The following is a 24248-nucleotide window of genomic DNA, read 5'->3' as shown; positions in this document are numbered from 1 at the left end:
GGATGGTGATTCTATGAAAATATTGGATATCAGACCGTTTGATGAAGGGTTACAAAGAAATATACAAATGCTCTCGCGTTTAGAAGGGGAAATGCAAACAATACAAACCGCGGTTAATGGGCTTGTTGCGCTTCAAGATTCCTTGAAGGGGCAAGGTGGTGATGCCATTCGTTCATTTTATAATGATGCTCATTTACCTTTTATACATTTTTTTCTAACGTTTAAAGATGAGTTTGATCATAAGCTTAAGCAAATGGGTGATGCGCTTACTGCTTTGGAATCTAATCCGAATGGATTTATTCGAGAGAGCTTTTTGGAAGGCGAAGTGGAAGAAGGGCTCACAGAGATTTCACAAGTCACTAGTAATTTGACAGAGGAATCAAATGCCATTATGAACCAAGTAGCGGATATCGTAGCTCTTCCACATTTAGATGATAGTGGTGTTCAGGACGGCGTAACAAATGCTCGCAAAAAGAGGGATAATACAGTAACCGATTTAAATGAGTTCGATAGTACGCAAACGAATGCTTTAGCTATAATTGAGGCTGCAATTTTGAATATGGAGTTATGGTTAACGGATATTGAGTACTTAATGTCAGAAGGCCTAACAGATATTCAGTTTCCGAGCTCAGATTGGAATTATGTGCAGGATGCTACTCCAATTGGGAAGTTTTATCTTCAACATCAAATAAATTTGTTTGCTGAAGACCCGCGAGTAAAAGAAAATGAAGTGGAAATATCCTCTCCTAGTAATACAGAAAAGAGCCTTTGGGAAGGTATAATGACAACGGTTGGTTTGGATATTAATGATTGGGAGCAAAAGCCAATCAATGCTATTGCCAATTTGGGTGGATTTACTGCTGCTGGCTACGAAGCAGCGAAAGAATTGCGATTGGCATCTAAAGGTTTTGGAATCTGGAGTGAAACAAAATATACAAAACAAGGAAAGCCTAGACTCGTAATCCATGTAGAAAGGCCAGAACTGATAGGTGTAAAAAAGAAAACATACACTGGAGCAAATGCAACGAATTATACGAAAATTTTAAGACGAGTGGATCCGATGACCAATGTTAGAGAAACGTTCCGTTTTGCAGGAAATAAACTCGGATACATCACTGTATTTGCAACGGCAGGCGGAGATATTGTACATGGAATTCAAAATAATGAATCAGCTAGTGAAATTGCAGGTAATGTGACAGGAGATGTCGCTGTTGCAGGTGCTTCCATGGCGGCTTCCGCATGGGCAGGTGTTCAGATTGGTGCAATGGCAGGAGTTGCTGGTGGTCCAGTTGGGGTAGCAGTAGGAGCAGTGACTGGTCTTATTGTAGGTACAATGGTAACTGCAGTTTTGAGTGAAATTAAAATTATGGACGTCAATAATGATGGTAAATCTGATTCTATCGGTGACGCCATTAAAATAGGCACGAAAGGTATTATTGATGGAGTTGCTTCTTGGTTTAAATGATAGGGGGAGAAGAAAATAGTACAAAATAAAATTGACGATGTAACATTGTCTTATTTAAAATTTCAAACACCAGAAATGAATAAAAAAAATATTATCGTGTTTTTTAGCATATTTTTATATTTAATTGGGTTGTTACCAATTATATCGGAACCTTTTTCACTTCCTTTTTTTATTGCAGCCATTGTACCAATTGCAATAATTCAAATTTGGGCTATTATCTATTTAATTAATCCATATAAGTATGAAAAGTCTTATTATTTATTTTTTGGTGTATATGGTTTAGTAAATACGTATGTATATTTTTTACTCATAGTAAAAATGTTATATCTTAATATTGGAGTTGAAGGAAATACTCCTTATATTATTAGTTTATGTTTATTTATTGCCTTGTTAGTAGGAGTAAACGTTTTAAACTTGATTGCACTTTATTCGGGAACGTATCACAAATTACAACAAAAAAGAAGTATAAATGTCGCTTGGGGCTTCATTGGTGCACTAGGGTATATTTTAGGTCAATTCATACTCTCGTTTATATTTACTGATTCTGCATTCTATACACTGTTAATAGTGCTAATTTCTTTATTATCTATTTTAACTGCTTATTTTTCTGTCTATATTCATAGGTATTATTTTATCGATAAAAATATGGAGTTGGTAAAACAGGTGTATCCACAATTTGGATGTTCTAGGGATGAACGATATTTGAAGAAGAAAAAGATAAGAAAAAACAAATAATGTAAATTGCTATTATTTAGTGAAATAAGACGGTAAGGTATGATTACAATACTTGTTGCTTGGTCGGTTATCGAAGGCGTAAGTTATATTTTAGGGTAACTAATTCTATCCATTATATTCTTCGCTATCCTTAGCTTGGTTTACCGAAGAGTGAAATAGTTTTGAGAGAAAAAAACGGAAGAAAAGGGGGAAGAGTAGATGATTCCTACGTTTACAGTAAATGATATTTTCGTGATGATGCAGACATTGAATACTAAAACATTGATTGGTTTTGCTGATCCTTTCCAATATCTTTCGAAACAGGAAGTTGAAAAGGAATGGGAAAGAACTTATAAAAAGCTCCATAAGCTTAAACTTTTAGATTTCGTAGATGGAGAAGTTAAGCTAGAAGAAGGGTTTGGCAATGCTCTCTGGATTATGTCTAGAACAAACATGGTCGTAGAGATTTTAAGAGATGTTGAAAGTAAGAGCTTATTTTATTTTGGTAATACAAATGTAGTCGAATGTTCGAAAAATGAAGATAATGCTTATACTCTTTACACGCATGGAACTCCAGATTCTACCTGGAATGAAGTGATTTATCCTCGCATGCTGATGGGCGTGGAAGGAAACAAAATTCTACCTAAAACAAACAACAAAATCCTTATTCCTACTAGAGAGTATCGCGAATGGGTGAAAAATGGAAAAATAATAAATGAGAACAAACTAGTCTCCTTATATGAAAATCAGGATACGGGAACATTAGTTAATATTTTAAAACAATCTTTTCAAAATAGATTACATAACAACCGGCTCATGATTTTTTATCGAGAAAACAATAATTGGTCTATTGAGGGATTACATGTACTAACTTCACCTAATCAAAATTGGACTTTCAACATGATTCGTAAAAATGAAATGGAGTTCCTCGAAGGAAAACCAAGTACAAATATAGAAATAGTCGCGGGCATTTTGAATGTACTGAGAAGAGTAAAAGAGAAGAAGGAACCTGTGAAGAATTCATAAAGTATTTCCTATTGTATAGATTTTTGTTTGAGTAGAAGATATGACTCCTTCACATAATAGGAGAAATGCTTTCTGTAGTATATAATGAAGAAAGAAAGTTAGAATTAATTTCTACTGATTCAAAGAAGGAGTTTGGAGTATTTGAGTAAAAAAATAATAAAAAATGAGTTACCTGAGAATTATGAGGAGCTTAAAAAAGCAGCAAATAGAACTTCCAGCTGGAGAGCACGTTATGATGCTGTAGAGGAATTAGGGAAATATAACACAAGTCAGGTTATTGATATACTAAACTCTAGATTAGCAAATGATCCCGTTTATAAAGTTCAAGAAGAGGCTTACCGTATTCTGTTAGAGTTTGGTGAAGACGTTGAGGTTCCAGAACGAAAAAAATTCGAAGTGATCAAAGGTGCAAATAAAGTTTTCCTACGTGTGAAGAAAAGTTTACCTGCCGACCATACATTTGAACAATTTCTAGACAAACTGAAAAGAATGCGTAATGACGTTTACGACGCCTACGAAGGCGAAAAAGGTTTGGACTGGCTGAAAAATGAATGGGCTAACATTAACACAAAGAGTAATAACAAGTAATTATAAAACTAGTGTTACAACTATATTACGGGTGCCTGGCACCAGTAACGTACTTGTAACACTTTTTTTATTTACTCTAAGCGGCAAAATCAAAAAAATCCCAAAAGTCTATGAGATGACTTTTGGGATTTTTTTAGTGGCTAGAAACTAGTCGATGGGAGATTCTTTTTCCAGCTTCTATTGCTTTGTTTATTAAAAGTTCGAGTCGTTCTTCGGTCAGGTTGAAGCTGACTACTCCAATACTAATGGCTCCAATGACTTGTCCGAAGCTGTCTTTTATGGATACGGCGATGGAGGAAGTGCCTTCTGTTCTTTCTGAGTGGCTGGTTGCATAGCCTTGTTTTTTTATTTGCTCCAGTGTTATAAGCATTTCGTTCATTTTGTCAGTTGGTAGGAGCTGAGACAGTATGTTTTCTTTTTGGGCTGCTGGCATAGCGGCTAGCATTGCTTTATTGGCAGCGCCGATGTTCATTGGTATGCGTAATCCTAATTGATCATAAATACGGATTGGATTGTTTTCGCTATCGATTCTCTCTACAATCATTGCTTCCGTCCCGAGCGGTTTGCTTAGGTAGACACTTTCCTCTACTTCTTTGGACAACCATTCTATTTCTGGTCTAATTTTGCTTACGTAATCAAAAGAGTCGTAAACTTTGAGTCCGTATTCTAACCATACAATCCCAAGTCGATACATTTTGGATTGTGCGTCCTGTTCAACCAAACCTTGTTTAATCATAGCTTGTAGCAGTCTGTGCATCGTACTAAGAGGGAGTTCACACTCTTTGGAAAGATCTGAGATTGACATTCCTTTTTCTGTTGTATGAGTTGCCAAAACCTGTGCTACGGTCATTGCTCGAATAATGGATTGCATAAAAAGCACCGCCTAATTTATATAAATATTAGTTTTCAAAATATATTGACATTGTAACATAGAGCAATTATATTTGGTATATAAAACTTTCCGTTATACGGAAAAGTTTTCCGTTCAACGGAAAAGGAGGAGAAGCAGTGCATTATAATTCATCTATGTTTAAATCATTAGAACGTGTAATTGTAAAACATCCTAACGAAGCTTTTATTAGTCAAGAACATTCGGCAAATCAATGGAAAGTCTTCAATTACTTACAGCAACCTGATTTTGAAGAAGCGGTTCGTGAGTATAAAGGTTTTATTGAAATTTTAGAAAAGCATGTAGCGCAAATAGATTATCTACCAGCATCTGAGAAAGTCGGTCTCGATTCTATTTATGCACATGATCCAGTAAAATTCACACCTGCTGGAGCTATTATATTGAAATCAGGAAAGAAACTAAGACAACCAGAAGCTACTGTTTATAAAGAGTTTCTGACAGATAAAGAGATTCCTATTATTGGAGAGTTAACAGGTGAAGCTGTATGTGATGGTGGAGACATCGTTTGGTTAGATGATAAAACACTAGTAGTTGGACGTGGCTATCGTACAAATGATGAAGCCATACGCCAATTAAAAGAAATAACGGCTCCATATGTGGATGAGTTTATCATAGTACAACTTCCTCACGATCTAGGGGTTGAAGAGTGTTTGCATCTTATGTCATTTATTAGCATGGTCGATAAAGACTTGGCAGTTGTATATTCGCCGCTAATGCCCGTATTTTTCAGACAATTATTGATCGAGCGAGGAATTCAATTAATTGAGGTACCAAAAGAGGAATACGACAATCTTGGTTGTAACGTATTAGCACTTGCACCTCGCGTGTGTGTCCTTGTGGAAGGTAATCAGTCAACAAAGAAACAGCTATTAGATGCTGGCGCGACTGTATATGAATACAAAGGACAAGAAATTAGTGTTTTAGGAACTGGTGGTCCAACATGTCTAACTAGTCCTGTTATCAGAAATTAAAAGGAGGAAATTAAAAATGAGTATTTTTAAAAATGTAATTGCAAAAACACCTGGAAAGAGCTATGTAGGGGGATTAACTACATCAGATTTAGGAACACCAGATTACGATAAATTACTAGTACAACACGAGGCTTATGTAGAAACGTTGAAAAAGTGCGGAGTGGAAGTAACACTTCTTTCACCGAGTGAAGAATTTCCTGATTCTACTTTCGTAGAAGATGCAGCAGTACTTACATCTAACTTTGCTGTTATTACAAATCCTGGTGCAGAATCTCGAAATGGAGAGATTGTTGAAATTGAAAGCGTTTTAAAAGATTTTTATGAGAAGTTTTATTATATCAAAGCACCAGGAACGCTTGATGGTGGGGATATTCTTCAAGCAGATAATAGCTTCTTTATCGGAATCTCCGAACGTACAAATGAAGAAGGGGCTCGACAATTAAAAGAGATTCTTGAAGGAGAGGGTTTTGAAGCAACAATTATACCTCTTAAAAAATTCTTCCACTTGAAAACAGGGATTGCTTACTTAGGAAATAACAAAATGGTTGTTGCAGGAGAATTTGTAGACCATCCTGCGTTTGATTCATATGAAAAGATAGTTATTAGCTCAGAAGATGAATACTCTGCAAACTGTATTCGTGTAAATGATTATGTCATTATTCCAGAGGGATATGAAGAGACAAAACGTCAAATTAATGAAGCAGGTTTTGAAACAATTGAATTAGATATGTCCGAGGTTCGTAAGCAAGATGGTGGACTTAGTTGTTTATCTTTAAGATTTTAAATAGATAAATAAGGGGAAGTGGGGAAATGACTGTGTCAAATATTGGAGATCCATCACAACATAATCAATTAAACCGTTCTATGAAGAGTCGCCATTTGTTTATGCTTTCTCTTGGTGGAGTAATTGGAACTGGTCTATTTTTAAATGCAGGTTATACGATTAATCAAGCAGGTCCTGGGGGAGCCATTGTTGGTTACTTATTTGGTGGTTTAATATTGTATATGGTAATGACTTGTTTAGGTGAACTTGCAGTTTATATGCCGGTAACAGGTTCTTTCCAAACCTATGCAACTCGTTTTATTAGTCCTTCTGCGGGTTTTTCCCTTGGATGGATGTACTTTGTAGGGTCCGCAGCAACGGCGGGAGTAGAGTTTACCGCAGCAGGGATTCTCATGAAACACTGGTTCCCTGATGTTCCAGTATGGATCTGGTGTGCAATTTTTGTGGTAATATTATTTGCACTAAATGCCTTAACAACAAAAGCGTTTGCTGAAGCAGAGTTTTGGTTTGCTGGTATTAAAGTAGTTGCAGTGATTTTGTTTATCATCATTGGGTTGGGCGCAATTTTTGGAATAATTCCACTTGAAGATAGAGCCACACCAATGTTTACAAATTTAGCACCTTCAGGATTGTTCCCAGCAGGAATTGCAATCGTTTTTGTAACGATGATGAACGTAATATTTTCTTACCAAGGATCTGAGTTGGTTGGGATTGCTGCCGGGGAAACAGAAAACCCGGAAAAAAATATTCCTAAGGCAATTCGAACAATCCTTATCCGTATTGTCGTGTTTTATATAGCTTCTATTATCGTATTGTCTGCTATTTTCCCGGCATCAGAGTTAGGGCTACTTGAAAGTCCATTTGTAACTTTAATGAATTTAGCTGGTATTCCATTTGCAGGTGACATAATGAACTTTGTTATTTTAACTGCGATTCTATCAGTAGGAAATTCTTGTTTATATGCTTCTACACGTCTGTTATGGTCAATGGCAAATGAAGGTATGGCCCCTAAAATATTTGGACGTCTATCAAAACGTAAAGTGCCATTTAATGCACTTTTATTCACGATATTGTTCTCGTTATTATCATTATTAACAAGTGTTATGGAAGCGGATACAGTGTTTGTACTATTAATGTCTATAGCAGGGATATCTGTTACTATTTCTTGGATGGGAATTGCAACTTCTCAATTGATGTTCCGACATAAATATTTGAGAGATGGTGGAGTTTTAGAGAACTTGAGTTTTAAAGTACCTTTCTATCCTTTTGTCCCGATATTCTGTATTGCATTTTGTTTAATGATTCTCGCGTTTTTGGCATTTGATCCAACACAACGAGTAGGACTTTATTATGGTGTAGGCTTCTATATAGCTTGTATGGTATTCTATAAATTGAGACTAGAAAAGAAGGATAAAAAGTCAGCATAAGAAGAAAATGACATTATATTGTAAATAAATCAGTGTCTTGCATAAGAACTTTGTGGGGGAGAAATTTGAAATGAACCAATTATTGTGGCAAACACCAGAAACACTACGAGCTTTGTTATGTGAACTCGTAAGCTGGGATAGTATAACGCTGACGGAAGGTGAAACAAAGTTTGCTCCGAAAGTGATAGATAAGTTGAGAGAATTAGATTATTTTAAAGAGCGTCCGAGTCACCTACAGTTGCACGACTCTGGTTTAGGGAGATTTGCTGTTACTGCTTTATATAAACACCCTGAGGCGACGGAGACAGTAGTACTTATTAGTCACTTCGACACGGTTCAAACGGAAGAGTACGGAGCTTTAGAACCGCTTGCATATTTTCCAGAGGAATTGACGAAAAAGCTAATGGAAAATCCAACTGATTTACCAGAATCTGCTCGGTTCGATTTGGAAACAGGTAAGTATTTGTTTGGTCGAGGCACGATGGATATGAAAATGGGATTAGCTCTTCATATGCAGCTTATTGAAAAAGCAAGTGTGGAACAATGGCCAATTAATCTTGTTTTAACTACGGTTCCGGATGAGGAAGTAAACTCTACAGGAATGCGAGCAGTAGTTCCACAATTAGTGGCAATACGAGAAGAATTTGATTTGTCTTATAAACTATTTCTAAATAGTGAGCCATGTTTTTCTCAAAAGCCAACTGATATTGAGGAATATATTTACTCTGGAACAATTGGAAAAATAATGCCTGCTGCTTTATTTTACGGAAAAGAGACGCATGTTGGGGAGCCGATGAAAGGAATGACAGCAAACTACATCGCTTCGTATTTGACGCAGCGTATGGAGTATAATTCTTTGTTCCGTGAGACGGATCTTGGAGAAAGTACACCTCTTCCTGTTTCATTGCAACAAAAAGATTTAAAACTGTCTTATTCGACTCAAACGCCTTATCGTGCAGTAGCATTGTATAATGTGTTTTTGTTAAAGCGTACTGCTTCAGAAGTCATGGATTTATTCGAACAAGTGGCAAATGAAGCAATGGACGCATTGAACACAGACTATAAGGTAATTTGTGAACGTGAACAAGTAAGTGGAGTAGGGAAAGCAAAGGTACTTCGCTATGAAGAACTTCTTACGTATGCAAATAAAAAACTAGGTGCAGAAGAAGTAAATCGTTTAAAAGAGGATGCACTTCAGCATGAGGAGTGGGACGATCGTGAAAAATCACTACGTATCGTCGACAACCTGATGATCCAATGTCAAGAGCTTGCTCCTGCAACGGTTATCCTATTCACACCGCCATACTATCCAGCAGTCAATACATCTAACAATCAGTTAGTAAAAGATGCAGTAGAGCTAATGAAAAACTCGGCACTATCATTTAACAATAAAATTGAACAAATTCACTATTTCAATGGTATTTGTGATTTAAGCTATGTGAATTATGAAGATGATGGAAATGGATGGACTGCCTTTGAAAGTAATACACCTGTTTGGGGTGACACGTACAGCATCCCATTCGAAGACATGGCTAAGCTAAATGGACCTGTTTTAAATTTAGGACCTTTTGGGAAAGATGCACATCAAAAGACAGAGCGTCTACACGTAGATAGCGCATTCGTCGAAATGCCTGTTATGTTAGAAACACTTATTAAAAGTCTATACTAATATTGAAATGACTCCTTTTTTCTAAAATGGAGTCATTTTTTTTGTTATAAATGTCGTGGATAATATGCGGAGATCGAGACTTGGGAGTTGGGAGTTGGAAGTTGGGATGTTAAGGAGGTGTTACTGGTGCCTGGCACCAGTAACACTTTTGTAACAAATCGGAGACTAAAAATGTGAATATACTAGTGATAGGAGAGGCAAAGAGAATGCATATTTATGTGAATTTGTTTATAATTATATTGAATATATTATGAGCTTTCGAGATAATAAGCATATGCTAATGGATGATAGGAGAAGATGAGTGATGGAAATTGTAAGAGAGGTAAGGGATGAATTAAAAAGTAAATCAAATGATTATGTGCATGAAGTATACGAGTTAGTAAAGAAACGTAACCCAGGTGAAAAAGAATTCTTACAGGCAACAAGAGAAATTTTTGATTCTCTTCGTCCAGTATTTTCAAAGCACCCTGAGTTTATAAATAATGGTATTTTAGAACGTATAACAGAGCCAGACAGAGTTATTTCTTTCCGTGTTGCCTGGGAAGATGATACGGGAAAGGTTCAAGTTAACAGAGGTTTTCGTGTCCAGTTTAACAATAGTCTTGGGCCATATAAAGGTGGGATTCGTTTTCACCCGACTGTTAATAGTAGCATCATGAAGTTTCTTGCTTTTGAGCAGACATTTAAAAATGCATTGACTGGTCAACCGATTGGTGGAGGTAAAGGTGGTTCCGACTTTGATCCAAAGGGAAAATCCAACCGTGAGATTATGCGGTTTACTCAAAGCTTTATAACAGAGTTAAGTAAATATATTGGGGCTGATATGGATGTTCCAGCAGGGGATATCGGTGTTGGAAAAAGAGAAATTGGCTATATGTTCGGTCAATATAATCGGTTAAAAGGCGGTTACGAGGCTGGAGTTTTCACTGGCAAAGATCCCAATCAAGGTGGTAGTCTAGGTAGAAAAGAGGCAACAGGATACGGCTGCGTTTATTTTGTAGAAGAAATGTTGAAAGAAAAAGGCGATAGTTTTAATGGGAAGACCGTCATCGTTTCGGGTTCTGGTAACGTTGCTACATATGCAATGGAAAAAGCAATTGAGCTCGGTTCGAAAGTATTAGCATGTAGTGATTCCAATGGTTATATCTATGATCCGAACGGCATTGATGTTGAAACAGTAAAGCAGTTAAAAGAATTTGATAATAAAAGAATTCAAGAATATATAAAATTTCATAAGAAAGCAACTTATGTTGAAGGTTGTACTGAAATTTGGAAAGTTCCTTGTGATATTGCATTGCCTTGTGCCACACAAAATGAAATGGAAGAAAAAGACGCTGACATTCTTATCGGAAATGGCGTAATTGCTGTTGGAGAAGGTGCGAATATGCCTTGTACAGAAGGAGCAGTTCTAGCATTTCTGGCAAAAGGTGTTTTATTTGGACCGGCAAAAGCAGCAAATGCTGGTGGTGTGGCGGTTTCTGCAATGGAAATGTCCCAAAATAGCATGCGATTGTCTTGGACAGTTGAAGAAGTCGATGAAAAGTTAAAAGTGGTAATGAGAAATATTTACGAAAGCTGTCATAATGCTGCTAACGATTTTGGCTATCCCGGTAACCTAGTTGTTGGAGCCAATATTGCAGGATTCTTGAAAGTAGCAGATGCTATGGTAGCGCATGGTGTACACTAATTAATTGTACCGTTCCAGGTAATAGACCTGGAGCGGTTTTTATTTTCTAGGTACCGAAACTCTATATTAAATTGAAATTTACTTCATTGTTCGAACAATCGTGAATGTTTAAACATTCATGTTATTCATGATTGTTTCGGTGCCTGGCACCAGTAACACCTCCTGTAATATAAAAAAAGAAGCCGCTCTGGTTAAGAGAACGGCTTCCAAATTTGCTTATAATTTAAACTGACCGACTATTTTTTGGAGCTCCTGTGCCATATGGCTTGTCTCCATGGATCGGTTTGCAACTTCATCAATAGATGCGGAAGTTTGCTCTGTTGCAGCAGAAATCGATGTAGTAACCTCTTCTATTTCTCGAATAGACTCGGTTAATTGATTAATCAATTCGACAACACGTTTAGAGTTTTCTGCCTCGTTTGTTGTCATTGTAGATATCATGGAAATTTCATCAACTGTTTTAGCGACTGCTGACGAAATATCACTTAATGATTGGGAAGTTTCTTTAACTGTATTAGATCCAGTTTCAATCAATCTCGTGCTTTCTTCCGTAGAAGCAACTACTTGTTGAATACTTTCTGTAATATCTTTTACAATTTTTTCAACTTGATTAACTTCTTCATTCGATTGTTCTGCTAGTTTTCGAACTTCCTCTGCAACTACTGCAAATCCTTTACCTTGTTCACCAGCTCGAGCAGCTTCAATTGAAGCATTAAGGGCAAGTAAATTTGTTTGGGCTGCAATAGCTGCGATAGAACCGGTAATTTGTTGTATTCTTGTTGTTGCTTCATTTAAACGTTGAATGGTTTCACCAGTTTCAATTGAAGCAGTTTTGATTTTATCCATGTCATAACTGATTTCACTTGCACGAGTTAAGCCTTCTTTGGCAGTATTCATCGTTGTTTTTGAATTCATTACGCTTGCATCGGCATTTTCTTTAGAATCTTGTAATCCTTCCGCTAATTTTTGCAAGATACTTGAAGATTGCTCTGCCGTAATCGTTCCATCTGATACAGAAGCTGCTGTTTCGCTCATATTGATAGTTATTTGGTGTGCAGCATCCTTCATTTCATTTAGAGAAGCAGATGTGTCTTCGGCATTTTTAGTTAAGTTTAGAGAAGTCGCTTGAATTGTTCCTAACATATTCCGAAGATTTCCAGCAAGTGTATTGAGCGTATGACTTAAATAACCAACTTCGTCTTTACTATGAAAGCTTGTATCTTTCACAGAAAGGTTTCCTTTTGCAATTTCCCCAGCATGCACGATTAATGCAGATAGTGGTTTTGTTTTCCTTCTAATCAAAAATAAAGTAAATAATGAAGCTAAGATCATTGGGATCAAACTAATTAAGATTCCTTTGCTCACAACATCCCATGTGCGCTCACCTACAATAGAACCATCAAAATCAATGACACTGATTGCTACAATCTTGCCAGACGGATCATGGTTTTCATAAATCGGAGCATACCCGGATAGACGTTTCATCCCTCCGAAGTCATAGATTTCAGAATATGTTGGATGACCCATTTCAAGCAGATTATTTACTGCCTCTTGGTCTATATAAAACTTATCCCCAACTTTAAATCCATCTTCTTTTAAGTTATCATCGAGAGCTAATAGATTACCTTCTAAATCAATAATATATTGTGATTCGAATATATCTTTGTGTGCGGTAGTCCAGTTTAACTGTTTCCCGACAGCATCCATTGTTGAAGTATCACCATTTAGCATTAGTGCAACATTATTGCTATCAATTAAACCTGTTGTAATATTGGCACAACCATAAGCCTCAACACCAGCAGCTTCATATAACTTATCGTATGCGGTAATATAAGTAGCGATAGACGTAATTATTAGTACGGCAATAATTATGCCGACAATAATCGAGCCCAATTGTACTGTTAAAGTATTCTTCGATTTCAATATTAAATTCTCCCCTGTTCCTAGGTAATTCCTATCAACCTATGTAAACTATTTATACCATATAAACAGGTATAAAAGATACATGTCATTCAACCGATTTCAAACGATTATGTGACTATTCTATTAAATAAACTAATAAATGAATTGTTACAAAATTATTACTTGTGCCTGGCACCTGAAATAAAACTCGAATTAAGTTAGGGGACAGTATTAATAGGGCGATTGTCGAGAAAAGCGAATTTTTTGCATTGTTTAGTTGGGATATTTCGACGAATTGTGAAATAAATTAGCTTATCGTAAAACTTTATATACAATGGTAATTAATATAGAAGTAATATAGTTTAGGAATCTCATACAAATCTATGTAATAGATTTGTTACACAACTGTAAACTCACAAATGTTTAGTTCGTGATAATATGGGTATAGAGAAATTTTCAGAAAGTTTTAGTTAGAATTTTTTTCGAATACACATCTTTTGGAGGAACATAAATTTTGACTTCTTTGTTTAAAAAAATCATCACTATTTTTAGTTTAACTGTAGTTTTAGCCGCGGGAACATTTGCAGGAAATACAGAAGCAGCAAGCTCTGTAGCATCGACACAAATCGTATCAAGTGCGAAAAGTCTAATAGGAATTAAATATCGTTATGGTGGAACAACGAAGGCAGGATTTGATTGCTCTGGTTTCATTGGTTATGTGTACAAACAACAAGGTGTTAAGTTACCTAGAACAGCAGCTGGTATGTATAGTACAGGTAAAGCAGTGAAAAAAGCCAATTTAGCAGTAGGAGATTTAGTTTTCTTTAACACAACTGGAAAAGGTGTCTCTCATGCAGGGATATACATAGGTAGTGGAAAATTTATTCACGCTTCTTCTTCTAAAGGTGTTAGAATTGACAAAATTAATGATCCATATTATTGGGGTAAAAAATACGTTGGCGCTAAAAAAGTTGCAAACGTTTCAGTAGCGAAAAAATAATCATATAAATAGTACCGTTTCGGCGAATTATGCTGAAACGGTTTTTTGTTTATCTTTTTCTATTTGGATCAAGACACCACAAAGCAATTTGTAGGATGATGGCGTCTTGAAAAACGGTTGGATTGTAACCAGTTAGTTCGCCAATTTTTTTGAGTCGATATGCCAAAGTATGACGATGAATGACCAAAGTATCCGCGCAAACAGCGAGCTGTTGGTTGCAATTAAAGTATTCTTGCAATGTTAGGAGTAACTTTTCATTTAAACCACTTAATATACGACTTGTAAATTGCTTTGCTTCACGGCTATCATGTTTTTTTAGTAAGGAAAATAATTCAACATCCTCAAAATAGACGATGTTTTTATCCGGAAGTCCGTGCTTTAGAGCAGTTTTTGCTGTTTGATATGCAATATGAACTTCTTCTATAGAGCGTGCAACTTGTCCTACTCCAATTGGTAATACATCATACTTTTTCAGCTTAGAGGAAAGTGCGGATATTTTCTTTTTAAATAAATTTTCTTCAAGACCAGATATAAGAATAAAATGTTCATTTAATTGATAATGGCCTACAAGGATTGAGTCGTTTTGAAAGTAGTACTCAATTCCTTGGAGGATCGATTGATAGGATTTAGACTCGGGATTAATTTCTAACATCATTGCATAAAAAGGGGCACTATTAACAAATCCTATTTTGTTAATTCTTTCATAAATTACTTTTTGAAGAGGCTGACCACTCATCAGCTCTTCAAATACCATTTCTTGCATTTTTCGCTTATATTCTCTTTCGGAAACGATAAGTGCTTGATGGACCATCATTTCCGTCGTAAGCTGGACGAGGGTTGCAATCTCTTCGATTTCACTTGGATCTCCAGTAATCCCTATAACCCCAACTAGTTCATTCTGAAAAAATATAGGCAAATTAATTCCTGGCTTTGTTTTTGGAAATAAGTGTTTGTTCTCTTCCGTTATCCACAGTACCTTCTTCGTTTCAGCAACTATTACAGCTCCCTCATGAATACTATCTACACGTAATTCATCCCCTGAAGCAAGGATGATTCCATTTGTTTGCATGACATTAATATTTCTATGTAGTCGAAGCATCGTTTGCTCAACTATTTGATTTGCAAGCTGTTTAGTAATCATAGAACCTCCGAGATGTATAAATTTTTAATTGTTATAGTACAGTAAATTTATACTTTAAGTATAATGTAAAACTTGAAATTGAACACTATAATTTTATGTAAGCGCTTAAATTAAAGGAGGTGTTTACGTGAAAGTAATTGTGAGTCCTGATTCTTTCAAAGGTTCCTTAACAGCAACGCAGGCTGCTTTTGAAATAGCGGAAGGAATAAAAGAAATTGATTCAACTATTGAAACTGTATTACTACCTGTTGCAGACGGTGGAGAAGGCACATTAGAGCCGCTAATTATCGCAACAAATGGAAAAACCGTTCATGTGGAAGTACACGATCCAATAGGTCGTCTTGTTCAAGTAGAATACGGTGTTCTGGGAGATGGAGAAACTTGTGTGATTGAAATGGCTAGAGCTTCCGGCTTAACGCTTTTAAAGGAACATGAAAAAAATCCTCTCATTGCTTCCACATTCGGCACTGGTGAATTAATATTACATGCACTAGATAATGGATTTCGAAAATTTGTTGTTGGTCTAGGTGGAAGTGCAACAAACGACGGTGGAACTGGCATGCTTCAAGCGCTAGGAATGAGATTTCTGAATAAAGATGGATCAGAAATCAAGCCAGGAGCTGACGGACTAAGAGATTTAGTTGAAATAGATGCTACTAATTTTGATAAGCGTATTCAGAATTCGCATTTTATACTTGCTTGCGACGTGGATAATCCGCTAGTTGGTCCTAATGGAGCGACTGCTATTTTCGGTCCTCAAAAAGGTGTTACACCTAATTTAGTGGAAAAGCTTGATGAGAATTTATTAAATCTAGCAAATAGAATTGAAGATTTAACGGGAATTTCTCTACATAAGCAGCAGGGAGCTGGTGCAGCTGGAGGATTGGGAGGTGCTTTTATAGCATTTTTCCCAGTTGAATTAAAACCAGGTATTGAAGTAGTCATGGAAGCAATAGATTTTTATCAACAAATTGATGGAGCAGATTTTATCATTACTGGGGAGGGGAAATCTGATCTTCAAACGCTTTCAGGCAAGGCACCAATTGGAATCGCGAATGCCGCTAAGACAAAGGGTATTCCAGTAATCTTGCTTTCCGGTTTTATTGAACAAGCAAGCGTTTCAGCATTAAGTTCTTATTTTTATAAACTCTCAAGTGTAGCAGATGGCACTATTTCACAAGAAGAATCCATTTGTAATGCTGCTCACTATTTACGATTGAGAACAAAAGAAATGATGCAATCCATTTTAGAAAAATAAAAAAGGGGTGTAAGAATGTTATTTTTAGTGATTTTACTTGGTGTTGTATTGGTTGTAGTAGCAACTGCGGTTTTCAAGCTTCATCCATTTTTAGCTTTATTGATGAGTGCGTTTTTCGTAGGAATCGCTTCTGGAATGCCGCTACTGACTGTAGTCGAAAATGTAAATACCGGATTCGGCGGATTGATGACGAGCATTGGTATTGTAATTGTTGCAGGGACAATCATAGGGGTTATTTTAGAGAAGTCAGGTGCAGCTTATCGTATGGCAGAAGTGGTGCTTCGTATTTTAGGAGAGAAGCGTCCACAGCTAGCAATGTCAATTATCGGTTATATCGTTTCTATTCCGGTATTTTGTGATTCTGGTTTTATTATTCTCTCTAGCTTAAAAAAGTCTTTGGCAAAACGTGCAAAAGTAAAGGTTGCATCGATGGCGATCGCACTTTCAACAGGTTTATTTGCGACTCATACACTGGTTCCACCAACTCCTGGACCGATAGCAGCTGCAGGAAACATTGGAGCTTCTGATTATTTAGGAACTATCATTTTAGTTGGTTTATTAGTAGCTATACCAGCAGTAATTGTAGGTTATTTTTGGGCAATAAGAGTAGGATCTAAAATTGAAGTAGAAGCGGATCATGAAGAAGCACTGGATTATGAAGAGGTAATTAAATCCTTTGGCAAGATGCCTTCTACATTTAAATCGTTTCTACCTATCGTGTTACCAATTATATTAATAGGGATCGGTTCAGTAGCTGCACTAACCGGCAGTGACTCAGGATTCACACATTTTCTTCAGTTTTTAGGAGCTCCAACAGTTGCATTATTATTCGGAGTGTTGGCGGCATTTTTATTACTTCCTGAAATCAGTGAAACAACTTTATCTGGATGGATTGGCGAGAGTCTAAAAGAAGCGGCACCTATTTTATTAATCACTGGTGCAGGTGGATCGTTCGGAACAGTAATTAAAAATTCTGGTGTTGCTGATCAATTACAACAAATGGATTTAGGGGCTCTGGCAAATGGTGCATTATTCTTATTAGTTCCATTCTTTATTGCAGCAGCACTAAAAACAGCTCAAGGCTCATCCACCGCTGCGCTTGTTATAACATCATCCTTAATAGCGCCAATGCTTCCTACATTAGGAATTGAAGGAGCTCTTCCACTAGCCCTAGTAGTAATGGCCATTGGAGCTGGTGCAATGACGGTAAGCCATGTAAACGACAGTTACTTCTGGGTAGTAACACAATTTAGTGGAATGAAAGTAACGGATGCATACAAAGCACAAACAATGGCTACCTTACTGCAAGGAATCACTACAATAATAGTAACTATGATTCTTTGGTTAATATTTGTCTGAAGAATGACAAAATTGTTACGAGTGCCTGGCACCAGTAACAATTCTGAAACAAAAATCCCCTCCAACCTATTAAGGTTTTGGAGAGGATTTTTTTGTTTTTTAGTCGAAATATAGCATGTCATCGCGATAATTTTGTTTTAAGTCAGATTCTAAGAAGTTTAAATAACGTACTAAAAGTTGGGATGCTTTACCTCTAGTTAATACTTCATTTGCGTTAATGCGATTTTTTCTATCAGGGTCGATTAGACCTAATTCACTTGCTACATAGATGCTGTCTTTTGCTTCTTTCGGTATCTTATGATCATCGATAAAGTTTGTTTTATATCCTGGGCTAGGTGCACGACCCTCTAGGCCAAGTGAGCGAACTATGATAGTAACGGCTTCAGCTCGAGTGATGGAGTTCTTCGCACCGAATTTCTTAGCGTTTACAGTGCTTACAATTCCATTGTTTAATGCGCTTTCGATATATACATAGTTAGGATCTTTTGGGTCAAGGTCTTCAAATAAAGCTTTTTTAACTGTGTTTTTCTTTGTTGGCTTTTCTTCTAATACACGCAAATCTACAGCTTTTGCAACGCTCACTGTAAATTGGTCTTTTTTCATTGCTGCATCTGGAGAAAAGAAGTTACTTGATTCGTCGAAGATACCCAATGAATAAAGTTTTTCAATGTTTGGTTTTGACCAATGTTTTGCGATGTCGCGAAATTTCGGAACAATTAAACGCTCTACTTTTGGTGTTTTTTCTTTATTTAAATAGATTGTCCCTGTAGTTGGACCAGAATAGCGATAAGGCATATTAAACGTGTATTCTGAGACCATATTAGAAGAGCTAATTACGGAATGTCCACCCACAAAGCTTGAAAGAGAAGGGGTATGTGGTTCGTACTCTAGTACTCTTGATTTACTATCAGAAACTTTGCTAGTAACAAATGAGGTTCCCTCAGGAGTAACGATTTCATAGTCAATAAATTGAGTATCAGTAGACCCCCAGAAATTTTTATACCCAACATCACGACCGCTCATATATACAGTTACTTCTTTTTTCTCCGTTATTTTACCGACTTTAGCAGTTCTTATATAAATCTTACGAGCAATTACATTTCCTGAATAATAATCTGTTGCTGGTCGATTATCAATGACAGACCCTTGGGAAAATTGATAATCATCCAAGGTAAATGTTGTTTTGTTCGAATCGTTCATCGTAACTTTTTCTGAATAACTTTTTACTTTCGTATTCGAAGTAGTTTGCCCTTTTGTTTCATAGCTTTTTAAATCGGAAACATATACAACGCTACGTGTTAATTTGTCTCCATAAATATTTGATAATGTAAATTTATATGTAGAAGTTAATTGGTTTTTATTTTCTTTTTCGGTAACTGTCGCTTTTCCGGAAAAAGTAACAGGAGAATTTCCTAAGAAAAATACCTCTTCATATTCATATTCATCAAGCACGCCACCGTTAAAGTCAGGTGCTTTTGCGCTTGCAGAAGGGGTTAACATAGTTAGTAATAACAATAAGGCTAGTAGATTGAAAGTAAATTTTTTCATTGTTTAATTCCTTACCTCTTTTCGAGTAGTTTATGAAACGAAGGACATGATTTAAAATTCTAAAACATGTCCTATCATCCCTTAATCGACTAAAATTATTCGAGCTTTCAAGTATGAGTCGTGAAGAATATATAATCTATTGTTTACTTTTATATCGCTAGCTGAGATAACTTTTCCTTCTTTAATGAAGGTAGTTTGGCTAATGTCTAAATTATAAAGTGGATTCACATTTGTCCAGTTTCCATTGTTCCATTGGCTTACGTCAATCAAGTCGATATAGTTGTAATAAGAGTAGTAATTTACCTCGTAACGCCCAACAGAAACAAATGATGCCGGACTTCCACTTCCTATTATATGAGCTGCGATTACATGATTATCTTTTACATAGAAATAAGCATACTTACTTGTGCTATTTGTAAAATCTTTCGTTGCACTATTATAGTCTTCCACGACTATCGTATCAGTACTGAAATTCAGATTAGTTAAAGAAGTTGAGTACCAATAATTATTAGACAACTTGTTTACATTAGTTAGAAGTAACTTATTTAATCCAACATTATTAATTTGTCCGAAGTAAATTTCATGATTGGACAAGCTAGGGCTTTGGAAGCCATCATTTGTCATATGAATAATATTTGCATATTGATGAGACGTAACACCGTTTGTTATTACATATGCATTACCGCTTTGGGTCAATGCACTTGCGTCCACTAAACGTCCATTGCGAATGATAATTGTCCCGTTGTGGTATGGAATGTTTCCAGTACTGGATAGTCTAATTTTTTGTGAAGCGGTATCAACAGAATATAAGTTTTCATGAATTGTACGCTCATTCGATTGTTTAATAATTATTTTTTGGACTACTTCTTTGCCGAATTGGCTAATTGTTACATAATAAACTTCATTGTTTACATAGTAACGAAGTTGAGAAGGATCTATTTTTTTATTACCAACAAATATAGGAGTTTTTGCAGTAAAAGATCGAGATGAGATTGCTTTAGGATTAGCGATATTTGAAGATTGCCAGTTCCAGTTTTTAAATACCTTTTCCTCTTTCACAACTAGTTTTTTCTGATTCGCATCAATTTGTTGAATTGTTCCTTTATAAAGATTCTCTACTTGAATGCCTTCCACTATTACTTCGATTGATGAAAGTGTATCTGCATCATAATCAGAGAGGTTTAATTTTACACGATCTCCTTCAAAGAGAACGCTCAAATCAACAAGTTTCGTGTCTTTAAATACTTGTGTGTGTTGGTCCAAATAAAATCGCTTCGTTTGCTTGTTCTTTAAATTAATCGCAATAAATTTTCCGTTTCTATCAATTTCATTAACGGTACCTGTCAGAAACTCACCTATCGCATTAGATTCACCTTGAGGAATATCAGCAAAGCCTCTGAGTTCTTTCACTTTTCGTAATTCAACAGTCGCTTGGACCCACATACCTTCTTTAAAAGCGTCCATTGTTGTAGAAGTAGAATTGATAAATAGAGGTGTATACTTATCGATATTTAAGGTAATCGTTTTACCTGTGTCGTTGATTAAAGTAACTTTCGTTAACTTCTTTTCGATTGTTTTATCCTCTAAAACAACCTCTTCATAAGTCGCATCGACAAAATGTCCATCCACGAGGGTAGATGCATTTGCTAAAGAAGGTAATGACATGCATGTAAGTAATAAAATAAAAATAGTTAATATGTATGGTAAAAACTTATGCAAAATGATGCCTCCTATCTATTTGGTAGTAAGTATACATACCAAATATATCGGCAATATCTAGGAAATTGTTACAAATATATGAGATTTCTATCAGTATCAAAAGACTAGGGATACAAATAGTCAATAGATTAAAAGATTTTTTTGAAAATAATGAAGAAAAGGTATTTCTAATTTTCGTAAAAGTAGTATAATTGCATATAATATATTGCACACCGAAAGAAGTTGCAATTTACTAATTTTATAATTGATAGGGGAAAAGTACGTCATGAGTAATCTAAAAATTCAAATTACACTAAATGAGAACACGAAAGAAAAGTTGCCAGCGGATCAGCTTCTTTTCGGTAGAACCTTTACTGATCATATGTTTATCGCAGATTATACGGAAGGAGTAGGCTGGCATGATCATCGAATTATCCCTTATCAGCCATTAACTTTAGATCCATCTGCAACTATTTTGCATTATGGTCAAACTGTTTTTGAAGGCATGAAAGCTTATTTATCAAAAGATGGTATTATTCGTTTATTCCGTCCGGAAGAGAATATGAAACGAATGAATCACTCATGTGAAAGACTAAGCATGCCTAAAATTAATGAAGAAGATGCAATTGAAGCGTTAAAGCAATTAATTGAGATAGATAAAGAATGGATTCCAAATGAGCCAGGGACTTCCTTATACATTCGACCTTTTATGATTGCAACAGAGCCTCATTTAGGTGTATCAGCTGCACTAACATATAGCTTCATCATTATCATGTCACCTGTAGGTTCTTATTATAAAGAGGGGATTCACCCTGTTAAGATTTTAGTAGAAAGTGAATATGTTCGAGCTGTTGCAGGAGGAACTGGAACTGCGAAAACTGCAGGAAACTATGCATCTAGTTTAAAAGCACAAGAAGTCGCAGATCGCGAGGGATATTCTCAAGTTCTTTGGTTAGATGGAATTGAACGAAAATATATAGAAGAAGTAGGAAGCATGAATGTGTTCTTCAAAATTAATGGAGAAGTCGTAACACCTGCTTTAAACGGTAGTATTTTAGATGGAATCACGCGAAAATCGATTATCCAGTTGTTAAAACATTGGGGTGTTCCAGTAACTGAACGTCGAGTTTCAATGGAAGAAATTCGAGAAGCATACCTTAATGGTAAATTAGATGAAGCGTTTGGAACAGGAACTGCGGCGGTAATTTCTCCAATTGGTGAACTTCGTTGGAAAGGCGAGCTGTTTTATGTAAATAACGGCGAAACTGGGGAACTATCTAAAAAACTTTATGATTCATTAACTGCTATTCAAAAAGGAAGTATGGAAGATCCATTTGGTTGGGTAGTAGAATTAAACGCATAAAATAAACAAGCTTTTTGTAAGTGCATTGGGCGGAGGAATAAAAATGAAACCACTTATAGGTATTTGTGCTAACTATTTATCAAATGATACAGCAGGGTTGGAAGCAGGTATTGGTGCTAAACATCAAGAATGGCAATTACTTGCGGATGACTATATCGTTGCAATTGAACGCGCTGGTGGAATACCCGTTATATTGCCTATAACAGAGGATATTGAAACGTTAACTCCACTTTTAGAAAAATTGGATGGTGTATTATTCTCAGGTGGATCAGATATAGATCCAAACTTTTATGGGGAATATCCACTCTTCGGATTAGGAATGATTGAGCCGAAACGTGATATTCATGAAGTGAGGCTTGCTCAAAAGGTTTTATTTGAAACGACATTGCCTGTTCTAGGAATCTGCCGAGGGATGCAATTATTAACAGTTGCAACAGGAGGAACTCTGTATCAGGATTTGTCATCTCAAAAACCAGAAGGAATTAATCACTCTGTACCTAAAGCCGTGAGACATCATGCCTTTCATCCGGTGAAAATTGAAAAAGAATCTATGCTTTTCGATATTTACCAAGTTGAAGAAATTGGTGTTAATAGCTTTCACCATCAGGCAGTGAAAGAATTAGGTAAAGGATTTAAAACAACGATGACTGCTCCTGATGGAATTGTCGAGGGGATAGAATGGGAAGATTCTCGCTTTGTAGTTGCTGTACAATGGCATCCTGAAATGATGGAGGGCCAAGTAGCCTCGATTCGTCCGATTTTCACAGCTTTCGTGCAAGCATGTAATGCTAACAATCCTCTACTGTCTGTAGTAGAAGAAACTGAAATTATTGCGTAACTAAACATCCTCTCTTAAGTCAGCATTAGTTGATGAAGAGGGGATTTTTTTCTTCTAAATGAATTCTAAAATTCTCACAATAAGTACAGTAATCTGGAGGTTGTATTTCAGGATAAGATGCTATTAATGAAGGAAGTAAGTCAGTATCTAAAAAAGGGTGTGCCGATTTTATTTGATGATAATAGTATTTATATGAACTATAATTGTAGTCTTCCATTTTTCCTACTAGCTCTCTTGTTGTATTTAGTGGATTTTGGTGAATATAGCTACTTACATTTAATAGACTAATTGGGTCCGATACCATACTTGCATAGTAACGCGTTTCATAGAGTTGCCCAAAATAATTGTATTTTCTTTTATAAAATTCCGAGTACCTTTTATTCAATATAGCCATGACATTGGACAACGGCTCGACTGGAGACCGAATCAATAAATGATAGTGATTGTTCATTAAGCAATACGCAATAATTGTAAAAGGATATTTAGCATAAGTGTAATCAAGTGCACGGAAAAAAAGAGCAAAATCCCCATCATTCAAAAATATATTTTGACGGTTGTTCCCTCTCATCGTCACATGATAATAAATCTCTGGCTGCCAAATTCTTCTCATTCTGCCCATTGGATAACACCCTCCTTAAGTTTCCTACACCATATAACAAAACTAAAATTAGAACAATTGTCATAATTTGCATCTTTCGGCGACAATTTAATTTTGATAGAGTTAATTATCCAAGAATGAATTTTTGCTAATAATTAAACATCCAAAATAAAATTTTAAAACCTTGTTGAAAAAAGTACTTTTGTTACATAGGTGTTACTAGTGCCTGGCACCAGTAACACTCCTGTAACACACATTCTCCTCATTGTGCATCCTTATTGTAGGATGACCGGAGAAGCGTG

20 protein-coding genes are annotated in these 24248 nt (G+C 36.0%); 14 read left to right on the top strand and 6 right to left on the bottom strand.

From position 1 onward, the window contains the following. Nucleotides 1-13: 13 nt before the first annotated feature. The 4 genes from AM499_RS11705 (at nt 14) to AM499_RS11690 (ending at nt 3793) form a co-directional block, all read left to right on the top strand. The gene (locus tag AM499_RS11705) at nt 14-1465 is read left to right on the top strand and encodes a ribonuclease YeeF family protein (RefSeq protein WP_053590386.1); all 1452 of its coding nucleotides are present in this window, start codon (nt 14-16) and stop codon (nt 1463-1465) included. A gap of 45 nt (nt 1466-1510) precedes the next feature. Beyond that, nucleotides 1511-2200 carry a hypothetical protein gene (locus tag AM499_RS11700; RefSeq protein WP_053590385.1) on the top strand — a complete coding sequence of 230 codons (690 nt, stop codon included), beginning with the start codon at nt 1511-1513 and terminating at the stop codon, nt 2198-2200. A 198-nt stretch (nt 2201-2398) separates the two neighbouring features. Beyond that, nucleotides 2399-3205 carry a hypothetical protein gene (locus AM499_RS11695; protein ID WP_053590384.1) on the top strand — a complete coding sequence of 269 codons (807 nt, stop codon included), beginning with the start codon at nt 2399-2401 and terminating at the stop codon, nt 3203-3205. A 141-nt stretch (nt 3206-3346) separates the two neighbouring features. Then, entirely contained in the window at nt 3347-3793 is a 447-nt protein-coding gene (locus AM499_RS11690; RefSeq protein ID WP_053590383.1) for a HEAT repeat domain-containing protein, read from the top strand. A gap of 133 nt (nt 3794-3926) precedes the next feature. Here AM499_RS11690 and AM499_RS11685 read toward each other — a convergent pair whose 3' ends face one another. Beyond that, the gene (locus AM499_RS11685; RefSeq protein ID WP_053590382.1) at nt 3927-4664 is read right to left on the bottom strand and encodes an IclR family transcriptional regulator; all 738 of its coding nucleotides are present in this window, start codon (nt 4662-4664) and stop codon (nt 3927-3929) included. 137 nt (nt 4665-4801) lie between these two features. Between AM499_RS11685 and AM499_RS11680 the strand changes: the two genes are divergently transcribed. From AM499_RS11680 to gdhA, 5 genes are all read left to right on the top strand, one after another. Continuing rightward, nucleotides 4802-5674: a dimethylarginine dimethylaminohydrolase family protein gene (locus AM499_RS11680; RefSeq protein ID WP_442853770.1), complete on the top strand. Its 873-nt coding sequence runs from the start codon at nt 4802-4804 to the stop codon at nt 5672-5674. 16 nt (nt 5675-5690) lie between these two features. Beyond that, nucleotides 5691-6458, top strand: a complete 768-nt coding sequence (locus tag AM499_RS11675) for a dimethylarginine dimethylaminohydrolase family protein (RefSeq protein ID WP_053590381.1) — start codon at nt 5691-5693, stop codon at nt 6456-6458. Between the two features lie 26 nt (nt 6459-6484). Further along, the gene (locus tag AM499_RS11670) at nt 6485-7885 is read left to right on the top strand and encodes an amino acid permease (protein WP_053590380.1); all 1401 of its coding nucleotides are present in this window, start codon (nt 6485-6487) and stop codon (nt 7883-7885) included. A 70-nt stretch (nt 7886-7955) separates the two neighbouring features. After that, a complete protein-coding gene (locus tag AM499_RS11665) occupies nt 7956-9554 on the top strand; it encodes a M20/M25/M40 family metallo-hydrolase (protein ID WP_053590379.1) in 1599 nt (532 codons plus the stop codon). Between the two features lie 304 nt (nt 9555-9858). Beyond that, entirely contained in the window at nt 9859-11241 is a 1383-nt protein-coding gene (gene gdhA, locus AM499_RS11660) for an NADP-specific glutamate dehydrogenase (RefSeq protein WP_053590378.1), read from the top strand. A 216-nt stretch (nt 11242-11457) separates the two neighbouring features. Here gdhA and AM499_RS11655 read toward each other — a convergent pair whose 3' ends face one another. Further along, a complete protein-coding gene (locus AM499_RS11655) occupies nt 11458-13164 on the bottom strand; it encodes a methyl-accepting chemotaxis protein (protein ID WP_053590377.1) in 1707 nt (568 codons plus the stop codon). Between the two features lie 493 nt (nt 13165-13657). Here AM499_RS11655 and AM499_RS11650 point away from each other — a divergent pair, with 493 nt between their 5' ends. Continuing rightward, nucleotides 13658-14143 carry a C40 family peptidase gene (locus tag AM499_RS11650; RefSeq protein ID WP_053590376.1) on the top strand — a complete coding sequence of 162 codons (486 nt, stop codon included), beginning with the start codon at nt 13658-13660 and terminating at the stop codon, nt 14141-14143. 49 nt (nt 14144-14192) lie between these two features. Here AM499_RS11650 and AM499_RS11645 read toward each other — a convergent pair whose 3' ends face one another. Beyond that, nucleotides 14193-15284 carry a CdaR family transcriptional regulator gene (locus tag AM499_RS11645; protein ID WP_053590375.1) on the bottom strand — a complete coding sequence of 364 codons (1092 nt, stop codon included), beginning with the start codon at nt 15282-15284 and terminating at the stop codon, nt 14193-14195. Between the two features lie 127 nt (nt 15285-15411). Between AM499_RS11645 and AM499_RS11640 the strand changes: the two genes are divergently transcribed. Then, nucleotides 15412-16542, top strand: a complete 1131-nt coding sequence (locus tag AM499_RS11640; RefSeq protein WP_053590374.1) for a glycerate kinase — start codon at nt 15412-15414, stop codon at nt 16540-16542. A gap of 15 nt (nt 16543-16557) precedes the next feature. After that, nucleotides 16558-17901, top strand: coding sequence for a GntP family permease (locus AM499_RS11635; protein ID WP_053590373.1), 1344 nt, complete (start codon nt 16558-16560; stop codon nt 17899-17901). Nucleotides 17902-18000: 99 nt separating this feature from the next. Here AM499_RS11635 and AM499_RS11630 read toward each other — a convergent pair whose 3' ends face one another. Continuing rightward, a complete protein-coding gene (locus AM499_RS11630) occupies nt 18001-19449 on the bottom strand; it encodes an S-layer homology domain-containing protein (protein ID WP_053590372.1) in 1449 nt (482 codons plus the stop codon). 81 nt (nt 19450-19530) lie between these two features. Beyond that, nucleotides 19531-21168, bottom strand: a complete 1638-nt coding sequence (locus AM499_RS11625) for a hypothetical protein (protein ID WP_053590371.1) — start codon at nt 21166-21168, stop codon at nt 19531-19533. 265 nt (nt 21169-21433) lie between these two features. Between AM499_RS11625 and AM499_RS11620 the strand changes: the two genes are divergently transcribed. Further along, the gene (locus AM499_RS11620; RefSeq protein ID WP_053590370.1) at nt 21434-22510 is read left to right on the top strand and encodes a branched-chain amino acid aminotransferase; all 1077 of its coding nucleotides are present in this window, start codon (nt 21434-21436) and stop codon (nt 22508-22510) included. A 43-nt stretch (nt 22511-22553) separates the two neighbouring features. Further along, the gene (locus AM499_RS11615; protein WP_053590369.1) at nt 22554-23348 is read left to right on the top strand and encodes a gamma-glutamyl-gamma-aminobutyrate hydrolase family protein; all 795 of its coding nucleotides are present in this window, start codon (nt 22554-22556) and stop codon (nt 23346-23348) included. 25 nt (nt 23349-23373) lie between these two features. Here AM499_RS11615 and AM499_RS11610 read toward each other — a convergent pair whose 3' ends face one another. Continuing rightward, the gene (locus AM499_RS11610) at nt 23374-23967 is read right to left on the bottom strand and encodes a transposase (RefSeq protein WP_053590368.1); all 594 of its coding nucleotides are present in this window, start codon (nt 23965-23967) and stop codon (nt 23374-23376) included. Between the last annotated feature and the right edge of the window lie 281 nt (nt 23968-24248).

The sequence above is a fragment of the Bacillus sp. FJAT-22090 genome, assembly GCF_001278755.1.
In the GTDB taxonomy this organism is placed as follows: domain Bacteria; phylum Bacillota; class Bacilli; order Bacillales_A; family Planococcaceae; genus Psychrobacillus.
This window is presented reverse-complemented; position numbering and strand designations above follow the sequence as displayed.